The organism is Pseudomonas sp. NFR02 (assembly GCF_900119375.1).
Taxonomy (GTDB): domain Bacteria; phylum Pseudomonadota; class Gammaproteobacteria; order Pseudomonadales; family Pseudomonadaceae; genus Aquipseudomonas; species Aquipseudomonas paracarnis.
In genome coordinates, this window is the sequence record NZ_FPJJ01000004.1 from 211,401 (window position 1) to 225,606 (window position 14,206).

Annotated in this window: 15 protein-coding genes and 1 pseudogene; 4 read left to right on the forward strand and 12 right to left on the reverse strand. The window is 61.1% G+C overall.

What is annotated here, in order from left to right; genetic code table 11:
- The first annotated feature begins 149 nt into the window (after positions 1–149).
- From BT199_RS14420 to BT199_RS14435, 4 genes are all read left to right on the forward strand, one after another.
- The gene (locus tag BT199_RS14420; protein WP_014716548.1) at positions 150–950 is read left to right on the forward strand and encodes a transporter substrate-binding domain-containing protein; all 801 of its coding nucleotides are present in this window, start codon (positions 150–152) and stop codon (positions 948–950) included.
- A 219-nt stretch (positions 951–1,169) separates the two neighbouring features.
- Entirely contained in the window at positions 1,170–1,967 is a 798-nt protein-coding gene (locus tag BT199_RS14425) for a transporter substrate-binding domain-containing protein (RefSeq protein WP_032901820.1), read from the forward strand.
- Between the two features lie 146 nt (positions 1,968–2,113).
- Positions 2,114–3,073, forward strand: coding sequence for an amino acid ABC transporter permease (locus BT199_RS14430; protein ID WP_019820013.1), 960 nt, complete (start codon positions 2,114–2,116; stop codon positions 3,071–3,073).
- Positions 3,066–3,800: an amino acid ABC transporter ATP-binding protein gene (locus BT199_RS14435; protein WP_020302382.1), complete on the forward strand. Its 735-nt coding sequence runs from the start codon at positions 3,066–3,068 to the stop codon at positions 3,798–3,800. Before BT199_RS14430 ends, BT199_RS14435 begins: the two co-directional genes overlap by 8 nt.
- 113 nt (positions 3,801–3,913) lie before the next feature.
- Here BT199_RS14435 and BT199_RS14440 read toward each other — a convergent pair whose 3' ends face one another.
- The 12 genes and pseudogenes from BT199_RS14440 to ubiE all read right to left on the reverse strand — a co-directional run bounded on the left by BT199_RS14440 (position 3,914) and on the right by ubiE (position 14,070).
- Positions 3,914–5,821: a methyl-accepting chemotaxis protein gene (locus BT199_RS14440; RefSeq protein WP_072434773.1), complete on the reverse strand. Its 1,908-nt coding sequence runs from the start codon at positions 5,819–5,821 to the stop codon at positions 3,914–3,916.
- A 135-nt stretch (positions 5,822–5,956) separates the two neighbouring features.
- Positions 5,957–6,829: a methyl-accepting chemotaxis protein gene (locus BT199_RS27695; RefSeq protein WP_370694792.1), complete on the reverse strand. Its 873-nt coding sequence runs from the start codon at positions 6,827–6,829 to the stop codon at positions 5,957–5,959.
- Positions 6,815–7,873: pseudogene (locus BT199_RS27700) on the reverse strand (methyl-accepting chemotaxis protein); the annotation flags it as partial. The pseudogene BT199_RS27700 and the gene BT199_RS27695, both read right to left, overlap by 15 nt.
- A gap of 217 nt (positions 7,874–8,090) precedes the next feature.
- Complete coding sequence (locus tag BT199_RS14450; RefSeq protein WP_072434775.1) at positions 8,091–8,798, reverse strand: 16S rRNA (uracil(1498)-N(3))-methyltransferase; 708 nt, start codon at positions 8,796–8,798, stop codon at positions 8,091–8,093.
- Complete coding sequence (gene tatC / locus BT199_RS14455) at positions 8,795–9,586, reverse strand: twin-arginine translocase subunit TatC (protein WP_003187874.1); 792 nt, start codon at positions 9,584–9,586, stop codon at positions 8,795–8,797. Before tatC ends, BT199_RS14450 begins: the two co-directional genes overlap by 4 nt.
- Positions 9,583–9,990 carry a Sec-independent protein translocase protein TatB gene (gene tatB, locus BT199_RS14460; protein ID WP_072434777.1) on the reverse strand — a complete coding sequence of 136 codons (408 nt, stop codon included), beginning with the start codon at positions 9,988–9,990 and terminating at the stop codon, positions 9,583–9,585. Before tatB ends, tatC begins: the two co-directional genes overlap by 4 nt.
- Positions 9,991–10,000: 10 nt before the next feature.
- Positions 10,001–10,279, reverse strand: a complete 279-nt coding sequence (locus BT199_RS14465) for a twin-arginine translocase TatA/TatE family subunit (RefSeq protein WP_003187877.1) — start codon at positions 10,277–10,279, stop codon at positions 10,001–10,003.
- 27 nt (positions 10,280–10,306) lie between these two features.
- Positions 10,307–10,639 (reverse strand): phosphoribosyl-ATP diphosphatase, encoded by a 333-nt coding sequence (locus BT199_RS14470; protein WP_003187881.1) that lies wholly within the window; start codon positions 10,637–10,639, stop codon positions 10,307–10,309.
- 2 nt (positions 10,640–10,641) lie between these two features.
- A complete protein-coding gene (gene hisI, locus BT199_RS14475; protein ID WP_072434778.1) occupies positions 10,642–11,034 on the reverse strand; it encodes a phosphoribosyl-AMP cyclohydrolase in 393 nt (130 codons plus the stop codon).
- Between the two features lie 41 nt (positions 11,035–11,075).
- On the reverse strand, positions 11,076–12,680 hold the full coding sequence (gene ubiB, locus BT199_RS14480) for a ubiquinone biosynthesis regulatory protein kinase UbiB (RefSeq protein WP_019820016.1): 1,605 nt from the start codon (positions 12,678–12,680) through the stop codon (positions 11,076–11,078).
- Complete coding sequence (locus BT199_RS14485) at positions 12,677–13,300, reverse strand: ubiquinone biosynthesis accessory factor UbiJ (protein WP_019820017.1); 624 nt, start codon at positions 13,298–13,300, stop codon at positions 12,677–12,679. Before BT199_RS14485 ends, ubiB begins: the two co-directional genes overlap by 4 nt.
- Complete coding sequence (ubiE, locus tag BT199_RS14490) at positions 13,300–14,070, reverse strand: bifunctional demethylmenaquinone methyltransferase/2-methoxy-6-polyprenyl-1,4-benzoquinol methylase UbiE (RefSeq protein WP_003171186.1); 771 nt, start codon at positions 14,068–14,070, stop codon at positions 13,300–13,302. Before ubiE ends, BT199_RS14485 begins: the two co-directional genes overlap by 1 nt.
- Positions 14,071–14,206 lie beyond the last annotated feature (136 nt).

Here is a 14,206-nt window from a genome sequence, read left to right on the forward strand (position 1 = left end):
AAACGTTGGTCCTACAGCGTTTTTAGCCTCTTCCTTTTATCGCTAACTCCTTGTTATTTCGAAACAAAAGACCTTTGTTCGAAGCGTATTGCCGTGCCTGCGGCTGGGTTAGGATCGCCCCCCAAATTGGACTCGCTGCGGGGGCATTCATGATCAAAAGGTATTGTTTGGCATTGCTGATGGGCTTTTTCCTGGGGGGACAGGCAGGCCTGCTTTACGCCGGCGCGCTGGACAATGCTGTGCACCGCGGCGTGCTTAAGGTCGGCACCACCCCCAATAACGTGCCCTTCGAAATGCTCGATAAGCAGGGGCGCATCGTCGGCTTTGAAATTGACTTGCTCCACGCCATGAGCCGCGCGCTGGGCGTAGAGCTTGAATTGGTGGCGGTGCCCTACACGGAGTTGTTGTCGGGGCTGATGGCGAACAAGTTTGATCTGATTGGCAGCGGCATGACGGTCACTCAGGAGCGCAACCTCAAGCTCAACTTCAGTGACTCGTTTATCGTGGTGGGCCAGACTGTGCTACTGCATCCGCGCCTGGGCGGGAAAGTGTCCAGTATTGAAGAGCTGGACGATCCCAGTTACCGCGTCGTTGCAACCCAAGGCACCACCGGCGAAGCCGCGGCACAGCGCTTTCTCCTATCAGCGCGGCTCAACAGTGTGGCCAACCCGGAAGAAGGCGTGCGGCAGGTCGTTGAAGGCAAGGCCGATGCTTTTATCCATGATGCGCCCTACAACCTGATCGCGATGAGTCGGCCGCAGAACAGTGCTTTGTTGGTACTGGAGCAACCCTTCACCTTTGAGCCTTTGGCGTTTGGCCTGAAAAAAGGCGATTACGACAGCCTCAATTGGATCAACCATTTTCTCAACCAGATCGCCCAGGACGGCACCTATGATCGCCTGCATGACAAGTGGTTCAGGGACACGGCCTGGATAGCCGAGATCGACTGATCGTCATAACTGCTTACACATCAATCCCTAATCGAGAGGTCGCGCGCAAGCGTCTGCCTCTGTGCCTGGCCGGCTCGCTGTCAGTGTTTTGCGACACACGCCGATAACATTTACCGGTGAAACCTTTGTGGCGGACAACGAGTGGGTTAGGATCGCACCCCGAAATGGCGCAGCCCTTCTGTGCGCCCACCTTATAAGAATCGTTCAGGGGTCTTGATGATGAAAAAGTATCTTTCGATGCTGATGCTCGGTGTCACCGCGCTGGTCGCCGCCACTGCGGCCCAGGCCGGCGCCATTGATGAGGCGGTCAAGCGCGGCACGTTGAAAGTCGGTATGGACCCCACCTACATGCCGTTCGAAATGACCGACAAGCGCGGCGAAATCATTGGTTTCGAAGTGGACATCCTCAAGGCTATGGCCAAGTCCATGGGCGTCAAGCTGGAGCTGGTGTCCACCGGGTACGACGGCATCATCCCGGCCTTCCTGACCGGCAAGTTCGACATGATTGGCAGCGGCATGACCCTGACCCAGGAACGCAACCTGCGCCTGAACTTCAGCGAACCCTTCATCGTGGTCGGCCAGACGCTGCTGATCCGCAAGGAACTGGAAGGTACCATCAAGTCCTACAAAGACCTGAACGACGAGAAATACCGCCTGACCTCCAAGCTCGGCACCACCGGTGAGATGGTTGCCAAGAAGCTGATCTCCAAGGCCAAGTACCACGGCTACGACAACGAGCAGGAAGGCGTGCTCGACGTGGTCAACGGCAAGGCTGATGCGTTCGTCTACGACGCACCGTACAACGTAGTGGCCGAAAAGAAGGTCGGGAACGGCAAGCTGGTGTTCCTGGAAGAACCCTTCACCTTTGAACCTTTGGCGTTCGGTTTGAAGAAAGGCGATTACGACAGCATCAACTTCATCAACAACTTCCTGCACCAGATCCGTAACGACGGCACCTACGATCGCATCCATGACAAGTGGTTCAAGAGCTCCGAGTGGCTCAAGGACATGGAATAAGGCCTGACTGAACACCGCGTCGCGCCCTTCGCGAGCAAGCCCGCTCCCACATTTGACCGAGTTGCAACATGAGAGTGCGGTCAAAATGTGGGAGCGGGCTTGCTCGCGAAGGCGGCATGACAGGCGACAAAAAACTGGAAAGTGAAATGAAACAGAAAAAAGCCCAATGGCCCTGGCACCTGCTGACGGTGGTCGTGCTGGTCGGCCTGGCGGGTGCCTTGTACTACGCCACGTCGTTGATGTCCTACGAGTGGCGCTGGAACCGCGTCCCCCAATACTTCGCCTATCAAGCCGAAACCTCCCAGCGCGCTGCGGATATTTCCACTGTGGTCGAGTTGGTGCGCAAAGGCGACATGGCCGAAGTCACCCTGCGCAACGACGCCGGAGTGGAACAAAAGCTCACAGTCGCCGATAACAGCCTGCAAGTGGCGCGCGGCGATGATGTGGCGGAAGGCGATGTGGTCGGCGTGACTCGGCAATGGGCACTGGGGCCGTTGATGTGGGGCTTGTGGACCACGCTGTGGCTGTCGGTAGTGTCCGGCATTCTGGGCTTGGCGATTGGCTTGGCGACCGGGCTGTGCCGGCTGTCGAAAAACCCCACCTTGCGCGACCTGTCGACAATCTACGTCGAGCTGGTGCGGGGCACGCCGCTGCTGGTGCAGATCTTCATTTTCTATTTCTTTATCGGCACGGTGCTCAACCTGTCCCGGGAGTTTGCCGGGATTGCCGCGCTGTCGTTGTTCACGGGTGCCTACGTGGCAGAAATCGTGCGCGCCGGCGTGCAGTCCATCACCCGTGGCCAGGACGAAGCGGCGCGCTCCCTGGGCTTGAGTGCCAGCCAGTCGATGCGCCACGTGGTACTGCCCCAGGCCTTCAAGCGCGTGCTGCCGCCCCTGGCCGGGCAATTTATCAGCCTGGTCAAGGACACGTCCCTGGTGTCGGTGATCGCGATTACCGAGTTGCTCAAGAGCGGCCGCGAAGTGATCACCACCTCGTTCTCGCCGTTTGAAATCCTGTTTTGTGTGGCGGGCTTGTACCTGCTGATCAACCTGCCGCTGTCGAAGATGGCCAGCCGGCTTGAGCGGAGGCTTGCCCAAAGTGATTGAAGTACGCGATCTGGTAAAGGTCTTCGATACCCGTGGGCAGGTGGTGCGCGCGGTGGATCATGTCACCACCCAAGTGGCCAAGGGCGAGGTGCTGGTGGTGATCGGTCCCTCGGGTTCCGGCAAGTCCACCTTTCTGCGCTGCCTTAACGGCTTGGAGGAATTCGACTCGGGTTCGGTGAGCATCGACGGCCTGCAACTGGCCGACCCGAAGACCGACGTGAATGCCTACCGCCGTGAAGTCGGCATGGTGTTCCAGCACTTCAACCTGTTCCCTCACATGACCGTGCTGGAAAACCTGTGCCTGGCGCAAAAGGTCGTGCGCAAGCGCGGCAAGCAAGAGCGGGAGGCCAAGGCCCTGGCGCTGCTGGAAAAGGTCGGTATAGCGCAGAAAGCCCGCGAGTTTCCATCGCGCCTGTCTGGCGGCCAGCAGCAGCGGGTTGCCATTGCCCGGGCCCTGGCGATGGAGCCTAAGGTGATGCTGTTTGACGAGCCCACCTCGGCCCTCGACCCGGAAATGGTCGGTGAAGTGCTGGACGTGATGAAGACCCTGGCCCTGGAAGGCATGACCATGGTGTGCGTCACCCACGAGATGGGCTTTGCCCGGGAAGTGGCAGACCGGGTGTTGTTTTTCGATCACGGCAAATTGCTGGAAGACGCCGCGCCGGCGGAGTTCTTCAATGCGCCAAAAGACCCACGCGCCCAAGCCTTCCTGCGCCAGGTGCTATGACTGTAGGAGCGAGCTTGCTCGCGAAAAACGTCAACGAGAACGCCACGCACCCTGAATGAACGCGGCGGCCTTGGGTTTATCGCGAGCAAGCTCGCTCCTACAGTGGCGGTGTTTCAGAGCTTGAATTTGTCGACCAGCGTCTGCAAGTCCAGGCTCAACCTCGCCAACTGAACACTCGCCGCCGCCGTTTCCTCGCTGGCGGCGGCGGTTTGTTCCGATACGTCCCGTACCTTCAGCACACTGCGGTTGATCTCCTCGGCCACAGCGCTTTGCTGTTCCGCTGCGGCGGCGATCTGCGGGTTCATTTCCTGGATGATCGACACCGTGCGGGCAATGGCGATCAGGGCGTCGCCGGCGTCGCGGGTCAGGGTGACGCTGTTATCGGTCAGGTTACGGCTGCTGTCCATGATATCCGCCACCTGCTGGGTGCCGTTATGCAGGCCGAGGATCAGCCCTTCGATCTCCTCGGCCGATTCCTGAGTGCGTTGGGCCAGGCTGCGCACTTCGTCGGCGACCACCGCAAAGCCTTGGCCGGCAGCGCCCGCACGCGCCGCTTCAATGGCTGCGTTCAGGGCCAGCAGGTTGGTCTGCTGAGAAACAGACTTGATCACATCCAGCACACTGGCGATCTTCTGGCTCTCCTGTTGCAGCGCGAGCATCGCACGGCCCGACAGCGCCATTTCACTGGCCAGGTTGCCAATCTGCTCCATAGCCTGGGTGACCACCTGCTCACCGGCGCCGGCCTGATGGTCGGCTTCTTGGGCCGCCAGCGAGGCGCGTTCGGCGTGGCGCGCCACTTCCTGGGCAGTGGCGAGCATTTCATTCATTGCCGTCGCCACCTGGTCGGTTTCATCTTTCTGCTCGTTGAGCCCGCTGCGGGTCTGCTCGGTGACGGTGGATAACTGCGTGGCCGCTCCGGCGATCTGCCGGGCGCTGTCACCGATACTGCTGATCAGGCTACGCAGGCTGCGGGTCATTTGCCCGATGCTTTGCTGCAACTGGCCGAGTTCATCGCGACGGTCGACCGCCATGTCGTGGCTAAGGTCGCCCTCGGCAATGCGGCGTGCGGCGCCAAGGATCTCCCGCAGTGGTACCGCAATCTGCCGGGCGATCCACCAGGCGGCCAGCGCGCCCAGGGCCAGGGCGGCCACTGTCACGCTCATCAGCAATGTGCGGGTGTGGTCTGCCTCGCTGTTGCGCTTGGTGTTCTGGCTTTGGCTCAACTGGTTACTGTTGTCGCGCAGGTCATCGAGTTGCTGTTCGAAGCGGTTTTGCACGGTCTCCACGTTGAGCTGGGCTTCCTTGAACTCGATCAACTGCTCGCGATAGTTAGCCAGGTCGGTCTTGAGCAGTGCTGAGTCCACGGGCAGCGCTGTGACTGCCAGTTGCGCGGTCTCCAGGGCGTCAAGGGCCTTGCCGATGGCCTCTGTATACATTGCCAGCGATTGCGCGGCCCAGGCGGGGCTCTGGGCGCGATCTTCGGCCAGCTCCATGGCCTGCCGCAGTTGCTCAATGGCATCAAGGGCCTTTTCGTCGTTCTGATCAGGCAGGTCACTGGCAAATTGGGCGAGGGTATCGCTGGCTTGCAGGGCGACTTTTTTCAGCGCCTGGCGGATGCGCTCACGCTGTTCGACCAGGGGCGGAAGTTGCGTCAGTGCCGCCTTGAAGTGGCTTGCAAGGCTCTTGGCTTCTTCAAGTCGCTGCAGGTCAGCCGGGTCTTTCAGGCGGTTTGATAGGTCGGCCAAGTGCTGGTCCATCCGTTCAATCTTCGCGGCCATTTTGCTCAGGCTATCGCTGTCTGTCAGGGTGCGGTACACGATGCGGTCGGCGCGCATGGCCTCGGCGTCAACGGCCAACTGACCCAGGGTCGTCAGGCTATTGGATCGGTAAAGCACGGCGTTCAAGGCTTGCCAGCCCGTAGCGGCGATCAGGAAACTGAGGATCAGCACTTGGCCAAAACCCAGGGCGAGCTTGAGGCGGACGCTGGCATTGACCAGCACGCGGGTTAGCCGAGAAAACATGGTGAACCTCCGAATCAGAGAAAGCATTTCGCAACACATGAAACGCTAATTCGATTCGGGGCCGTGGAGGGCTGATAACTGCGTAGGAAATTTCACAAGTTACCGCGGCTTTGGTAAGCCGCCGTGTAGGGTAATTCAGACCCGGAAGCGCCCAACCAGGGTCTGCAGGTAGATCCCCAGGCGCGCCAGTTCGGCACTGGAGGACGCAGTTTCTTCGCTGGCCGACGAGGTTTGTTCGGAGATGTCGCGCACATTCAACACGCTGCGGTTGATCTCTTCAGCCACGGCGCTTTGTTGCTCGGCGGCGGTGGCGATCTGCGAGTTCATGGCCTGAATGGTCGAGACGGTGCGGGTGATATTGCCCAGCGCGTGGCCGGCGCGGCGCGTCAGCTCAACACTGCTCTCGGTCAGCCCGCGGCTGTTGTCCATGATGGTTGCCACCTGCTGGGTACCACTTTGCAGGCCGACGATCAGCTCTTCGATCTCTTCAGTGGACTTCTGCGTGCGCTGGGCCAGGCTGCGCACCTCGTCGGCCACCACGGCAAAGCCACGGCCGGCCTCACCGGCACGCGCGGCCTCAATGGCGGCGTTAAGGGCCAGCAGGTTGGTTTGCTGGGCCACGGATTTGATCACGTCGAGCACACTGCCGATCTTGTCGCTCTCGCGCTTGAGTTCACCCATGGCCACTGTGGAATTACCCACCTCGGTGGCCAGTCGCTCGATCTGGGCGATGGCTTCACCCACCACCTGGTCGCCTTCACGGGCTTGCTGGTCAGCAGCCACGGCGGCTTCCGAGGCCTCTTCGGCATTGCGCGCCACTTCCTGCACGGTGGCCGCCATCTCGTTCATGGCGGTGGCCACCTGGTCGGTCTCGACCTTCTGGCTGTTGACCCCGGCGCTGGTTTGTTCGGTCACGGCCGACAACTGCTCGGCGGCGCTGGCGATCTGGGTGACACCGTCGCTGATCCCGCCGATCAACTCGCGCAGGCCTACGGTCATGCTTTGCATGGCACGCTGCAATTGACCCAGTTCGTCCTGGCGGCCCGATTCCAGGTTGTGGCTCAGATCGCCGGAGGCCACACGCTCGGCGACTTTGAGGGTCTGGTTCAGGGGGATGACGATCTGGCGGGTGATGGCCCAGGCTGCGAAGATGCCGACGATCAGCGCCAGCACGGTGGCAAGCAGCAACAGGTATTTGGCCTGCGCGGCATCTGCGTCACGCACGGCGGTCTGGGAGACGGTGAGTTTTTCGCTGTGGCCCAGCAGGATGTCGCCTTGGGCGATCATGGTTTTCAGCGCAGCCGCGCTGGCGACCTGGGAATCGCGATACTGGCTGACGGCGGCGCGGTAGGCTTGCAGTGAAGCCCCGGCTTCTTGCAGGTTGGCCTGGTATTGGGCCGGCAGCTGGCCTTGCAGTTCGGTGATTTTCTTCAGGGCGTTGTCGATAGCATCCAGGGCCGGTTGCTCGGCTTCGACCTTGCCGCTGTAGGTGTAGCCGCGTACTTGGAAGCGCGATTGCTGGATCAGCTTGCTCTGCTCCACCACGCTGTTGAACTGGGTGACGCTGTCACCTTGCAGCAGGGCTTTTTCGATTTCATTGATCTTGGCGACAGCATTGTCGGCAGTGTCGCCGAGCTTGCTGCGAGCACCCTCACGCTTGAGGCCCGCCTGGACCATGGCCGCGAAGGCCTTTTTGTATTGGTTCAAGGCTTCCTGCTGTTGCTCGACCAGGGCTTTGTCGTCAGGTTGCTCGATCAGCTCGGCGGCGGTCTTCAGGCCGCTGTCGAGGTGGGCGAGCAGGCCGTCGACCTTGTCCGTGCCTTGCTCGCCACGGCGCATATCGAAGTCCAGACGTGCCAGGCGCAGGTCTTTGGTCAGGCCATTGAGGCTGGAAATGAAGCCCAGCTTGTCGCCGCGACTGATCACATCCCCCAGGCCGGTCCAGCCGGTAAAGGTGATCAACAGCGTCAGGACCAATACCAGGCCAAAGCCGACGCTCAGCTTGCGGTTGACGCTTACATTCCCCAACTTCTCGGCTAACCAACGATACATGCTGCGAACTCCCCTGGAACAAGGCTTGGACTTATTCAAAGGCTATCGGCACGGGCGCGAGATTCTGTAGCTATGCACATGATCGTTCCCACGCTCTGCTGATCGTTCCCACGCTCTGCGTGGGAATGAATGGCGTGACGCTCTGCGTCACAAGGGCGGACGCAGAGCGTCCTGAGCGGCATTCCCACGTAGAGCGTGGGAACGATCAGTCGGGGGGTTAGAACAGGCGGGCGAGCAGGGCCGTTACGGCGGTTTCGACGCGCAAAATACGTGCACCCAGTTGCACCGGCTGCAAACCGGCCTTGGCCAGCAAGTCCACTTCATAGAGAATCCAGCCGCCTTCCGGGCCGATCGCCAGGGTCACCGGTTCCTCGAGGGCACGGGGGCAGGCTGGGTAATCGCCCGGATGGCCGATCAGGCCCAGGGTGCCAGCCGCCATGGCCGGCAGCCGATCTTCCACAAACGGCTTGAAGCGTTTCTCGATAATGATCTCGGGCAGCACCGTGTCCCGCGCTTGTTCCAGGCCGAGGATCAATTGCTCGCGCACCGCTTCAGGCTCCAGGAACGGGGTTTGCCAGAAGCTTTTTTCCACGCGGTAGCTGTTGACCAGCACCACCTTGGGCACGCCCATGGCCGCCACGGTTTGCAACACCCGGCGCAGCATCTTCGGGCGGGGCAGGGCCAGCAGCAAGGTCAGGGGTAATTTGCTCGGTGGCGGTTGGTCGAAGCTCACTTGCAGTTCGGCTTCAGCGGCTTCCAGGCGCAGCAGTTGGGCATTGCCCATCAGCCCGCCAATCCGGCCCACGCGCAGGGAGTCACCGACGGCGGCGCGGTGAACCTCCTGCATATGCACCAGGCGCCGATCACGCAGCACTACGCGGTCGGCCGCGATAAAGTCGGCCTCTTCGAGCAGTAGCAGGTTCACGGCTGGGTCGCAGGCGGCTGGTCGTCGTCGACAGGCGCGTCATCCGGGTGTTCGCCACGCTTGCTGATCAAGCCGCTGAACAGGATGCCCACTTCGAACAGCATCCACATCGGCACGGCCAACAAGGTCTGGGAGAAGATGTCCGGTGGCGTGAGGATCATGCCGACCACGAAGCAGCCGATGATCACATACGGGCGGATCTTCTTCAGGTACTTGACGTCGACCACGCCGATCCACACCAGCAACACTACCGCTACCGGAATTTCAAACGCCACGCCAAAGGCGAAGAACAGCGTCATCACGAAATCGAGGTAGCTGGTGATATCGGTCATCATTTCCACACCGGCTGGAGTCGCGGCGGCGAAGAACTTGAAGATCAGTGGGAACACCAGGAAATAGGCGAAGGCCATGCCGGTGTAGAACAGCAGGATGCTCGACACCAGCAACGGCACGGCGATGCGCTTCTCATGCTTGTAGAGGCCTGGCGCGATAAAACCCCAGATCTGATGCAGGATCACCGGGATCGCCAGGAACAGCGAGACCATCATGGTCAGCTTCAAGGGCGTCAGGAACGGCGACGACACATCGGTGGCGATCATCGTCGCGCCGGCCGGCAGGTACTGGCGCAGGGGCGTCGAGACGAAGGTGTAGATCTGCTGGGTAAAGGCGAACAGCCCGGCAAAGATGATGAAGATCGCCGCCACGCAACGCAGCAGGCGGGTACGCAGCTCGGTGAGGTGCGAGACCAGCGGCATATGCTGGTCGTTTTCCGGTTTATCAGCGCTCATGGGGCTCGCGGCGGCAATGTAGGGTCATGGGGTGCGGGCGACGCAACGGGCGTCGGCGCGGGCGTCGTAGGAGCGGGCGCTGCCGGTGCGGCGTCGGCCACAGGGGCTGGCGCGATGCTGTGCTCGGCCACCGGCGTTACCGGCTTGGCCGGCTCTTGCACCGGGGAAAGAATCTTGCGGGCTTCCTGCTCCAACGAGAGGATGTACTCGTTGTGCAATTGCCGACGGATTTCGTCGGCACCGATTTCCCGTTCAACTTCCTGTTTGATCGCGTTGAAACTGCGCTTGAGGCGCCCGATCCACAAGCCGGCGGTGCGTGCGGCACCGGGCAGGCGTTCCGGCCCCAGTACCAGCAGGGCCACCAGGCCGACGAGCAGCAGTTCAGAGAAGCTGATACCAAACATTAGTCAGTGCTCACGAGTCTTTGCGGGTCGGCTCTTGGACCTTTTCAGCCTGCACGTCGAAGGTACGGCGCTCGGTGATCGGCTGGGTGGCCTGCGGGTGAACAGGCTGGGCCGGTGGCACCGGGTTGGCGCTTGGCTCGGCTGGCTTTTCATCATCGTTCATGGCTTTGCGAAAGCCCTTGATCGACTCGCCCACATCGGTGCCCAGGTTCTTGAGCTTCTTGGTGCCGAACACCAATACCACCACCACCAGAATGACGATCCAGTGTTTCCAGTCAAAAATGCCCATGCTTCAAATCCTCAAGTCTTACGTTATTCAGGCGGACGGGCGCGAGGCCTTCTCGGCGTGCCCGGACAAGCCGAAGCGACGGTCCAGTTCATCCAGCACGGCCTGTGGGTGCTGCCCCAGTTGGGCGAGCATCACCAGGCTATGGAACCACAAGTCTGCGGTCTCATAGATTACATCGCTGTAATCACCGCTGATTTGCGCGTCCTTGGCCGCAATGATGGTCTCGACGGATTCTTCGCCGAGTTTTTCCAGAATCTTGTTCAGACCCTTGTGGTACAGGCTGGCGACGTAGGAGCTGTCGGCATCCGCGCCTTTGCGGTCTTCCAGCACCTGGGCCACACGGTTCAGGGTATCGCTCATGTTCAGTGTCCTGCTGGGTAGATGGCGTGCGGGTCTTTGAGCACCGGCTCCACAACCTTCCATTCGCCATTCTCTAACACGCGATAGAAGCAACTGTGGCGGCCAGTGTGGCAGGCAATGCCGCCGATCTGCTCGACCTTGAGGATCACCACGTCGGCATCGCAGTCCAGGCGCAGCTCGTGCAGGGTCTGCACGTGCCCGGATTCTTCGCCCTTGCGCCACAGTTTGCCACGCGAACGTGACCAGTAGATGGCGCGCTGCTCGGCGGCGGTGAGGCTCAGGGCCTCGCGGTTCATCCAGGCCATCATCAGCACGCGCCCGGTCTTGTAGTCCTGGGCAATGGCCGGCACCAGGCCGTCACTGTCCCACTTGATCTCATCCAGCCAGTCTTTCATGTTCGGCTCCGGCAATTTGCGACAGTGTATAACCGGATGGGCTATCGACGCACGATCAGATAAACACCCACGGCGACCATGATGCCGGCTGGCCAGTGGCCCAGTTGGTTCAATGGCCCACCAATCGCCAGCATCACACCGCCCACCAGGTGCGCGGCGCCGAGCAGGCGCAGGAACCAGTCGTCCTTGCGCTTGCGCCACGGTGGCTCAGGGTCCTTGGCGTGGGGCTGGGACATGCGCTCCAGCAGGTCGCGGGTCATGTTGGCCAGGTGCGGCAGCTGTTCGAACTGGCTGTGCAGGTTGCCCAGCATGGTTTTGGGGCTCATGCGCTCGCGCATCCAGCGTTCCAGGAAGGGTTGCGCGGTGTTCCACAAGTCGAGGTCCGGGTACAGCTGGCGGCCCAGGCCTTCGATGTTCAGCAGGGTCTTCTGCAACAACACCAACTGCGGCTGTACTTCCATATTGAAACGCCGCGCGGTCTGGAACAGACGCATCAGTACCTGACCGAAGGAAATATCTTTTAACGGTTTTTCAAAGATCGGCTCGCAGACGGTACGGATCGCCGCTTCGAATTCGTTGAGCTTGGTTTCCGCCGGCACCCAACCCGAATCAATGTGCAGCTGCGCCACACGACGGTAGTCGCGCTTGAAGAAGGCAAACAGGTTGCGCGCCAGGTAATCCTGGTCTTCCGGGGTGAGGCTGCCGACGATGCCGCAGTCGATGGCGATGTACTGCGGGCTCCACGGGTTGACGGTGCTGACGAAGATGTTGCCCGGGTGCATGTCGGCGTGGAAGAAGCTGTCGCGGAACACTTGGGTGAAGAAGATTTCCACACCGCGCTCGGCCAGCATCTTCATGTCGGTGCGTTGGTCGGCCAGGGTCGCAAGGTCGGTGACCTGCACGCCGTAGATGCGCTCCATCACCAGCACTTTGGGCCGGCACCAGTCCCAATACACCTGCGGCACGTACAACAGTTGCGAGCCTTCGAAGTTGCGTCGCAATTGGCTGGCGTTGGCCGCTTCGCGCAGCAGGTCGAGTTCGTCGTAGATGGTTTTTTCGTAGTCGGCGACCACGTCCACCGGGTGCAGCAGGCGCGCATCGGCAGAGAAGCGTTCGGCCGCGCGGGCCAGGATGAACAGCCATGCCAGGTCCTGGCCGATGATCGGCTTGAGGCCTGGGCGAATGACTTTCACCACCACTTCTTCGCCGGTCTTGAGCTGCGCGGCGTGCACTTGCGCCACCGACGCCGAGGCCAGGGGCTCGACGTCGAAGCGGCTGAACACCTCGCTGATCTTCTGGCCCAGCTGTTCTTCGATCAGCGCCATCGATTGCTGCGAATCGAACGGCGGCACGCGGTCTTGCAGCAGCATCAGCTCGTCGGCGATGTCTTCGGGCAACAGGTCGCGGCGGGTGGAGAGGATCTGCCCGAACTTGATGAAGATCGGCCCCAAATCCTGCAATGCCAGGCGCAGGCTGGCGCCACGGCTCAACGGTGACGGTTTGCGCGGCAACCAGCGCCACGGCAGCACATAACGCACCGCCAGCAGGAACCATGGCAAAGGCAGGGCAAACAGCAGGTCATCGAGACGGTAGCGGATTACGACGCGCTGGATACGAAACAAACGGCGGACGGCGAGCAGCTTCATGCGTTATCGCTTGGATCAAGGGAACGGCTCAAGCGCTCGAAGCGGGCCTCGAGGCGTTCCAGGTCGATTTTGGCCTTGTCGAGCTCGCGAAAGCGCGCTTGCGCTTCCCGTTGCCCGACCAGGGTGCGCGATTCTTCGCTCAGGTATTCGGCAAGGTTCTGGTTGAGGCTGGCGAACCCTTGCTGGTACCAGCGCGAGCGGCTGCGCAGGTGCCCGCTGATCAACTGGGTGGCGACGGGGCCAATCCAGCGCGACAGTTCGTATTCCCAGTCCAGCTCCAGGTCTTGCAGCACGGCGGCCAGGTCCATCAGCACCGCACTGTCGCCTTCCAGTTCCACCTCGGGGCTGTGGAGGATGGCGGTTTTGTTGCGGCTCAGTGCCAGGTGCAACAGGCTTGAGGCTGGCGCACGCAGAGTGCAATCGGCCTCAGCGGCCCATTGAGTGGCGAGCAGCAGGCCTTCATCGCTGGGCAGGATAAACAGCTGCAAGGCGGGGCTTCGGCAGTCGACGGCAATGACTTTGCCGGTCAGGTGCGCGAGCCGCGCCAGGGCGGTGCTGTCCAGGCGCAGTACACGGTTGAGGCCGTGCTCGACGCTGGCGAGAAGACCTTGCAGCAGCATCAGGGCTTGATGCCGCGGTGCAGGGCGACGATGCCGGACGTCATGTTGTGGTAGGTCACGCGGTCGAAACCGGCCTCCACCATCATCGACTTCAGGGTTTCCTGGTCCGGGTGCATGCGGATCGACTCGGCCAGGTAGCGGTAGCTCTCGGCGTCGTTGGTGATCAGCTTGCCCATCAGTGGCATGAAGGCGAACGAATAGGTGTCGTAGACCTTGGACATCAGCGCGTTGGTCGGCTTGGAGAATTCCAGCACCAGCAGGCGGCCACCCGGCTTGAGTACGCGCAGCATCGAGCGGATCGCGTCTTCCTTGTGAGTCACGTTACGCAGGCCGAAGGCGATGGTCACGCAGTCGAAATGGTTGTCGGGGAAGGGCAGCTTCTCGGCATCGGCCTGAACGAACTCGATATTGCCGGCCACGCCTTTGTCGAGCAGGCGGTCGCGGCCAACCTTGAGCATCGAACCGTTGATATCGGCCAATACCACCTGGCCGGTGGGGCCAACCAGCTTGGAGAACTTGGCCGCCAAATCGCCCGTGCCACCGGCGATGTCCAGCACCCGGTTGCCGGTGCGTACGCCCGACAACTCGATGGTGAAGCGCTTCCACAGGCGGTGCATGCCGCCGGAGAGCACATCGTTCATCAGGTCGTACTTGGCCGCCACGGAGTGGAACACCTCAGCGACTTTTTCCGCTTTCTGGCTTTCCGGGACGTTCTTGAAGCCGAAGTGAGTGGTGGGTTCGGCATCGCTGCCTTTGCGCTGATCAGTCATATCGCTGTCACCAAAAGAGAATGCGGGACATGATAATCCCCAAGGCCTACTTTGTCTTGGCAAGGCTGCAGGTAAGATAGGCGCTCATCGAGACCTTTTGCCGCATGGCGGGTGTTCTGAGTCGTTATATAGAGGA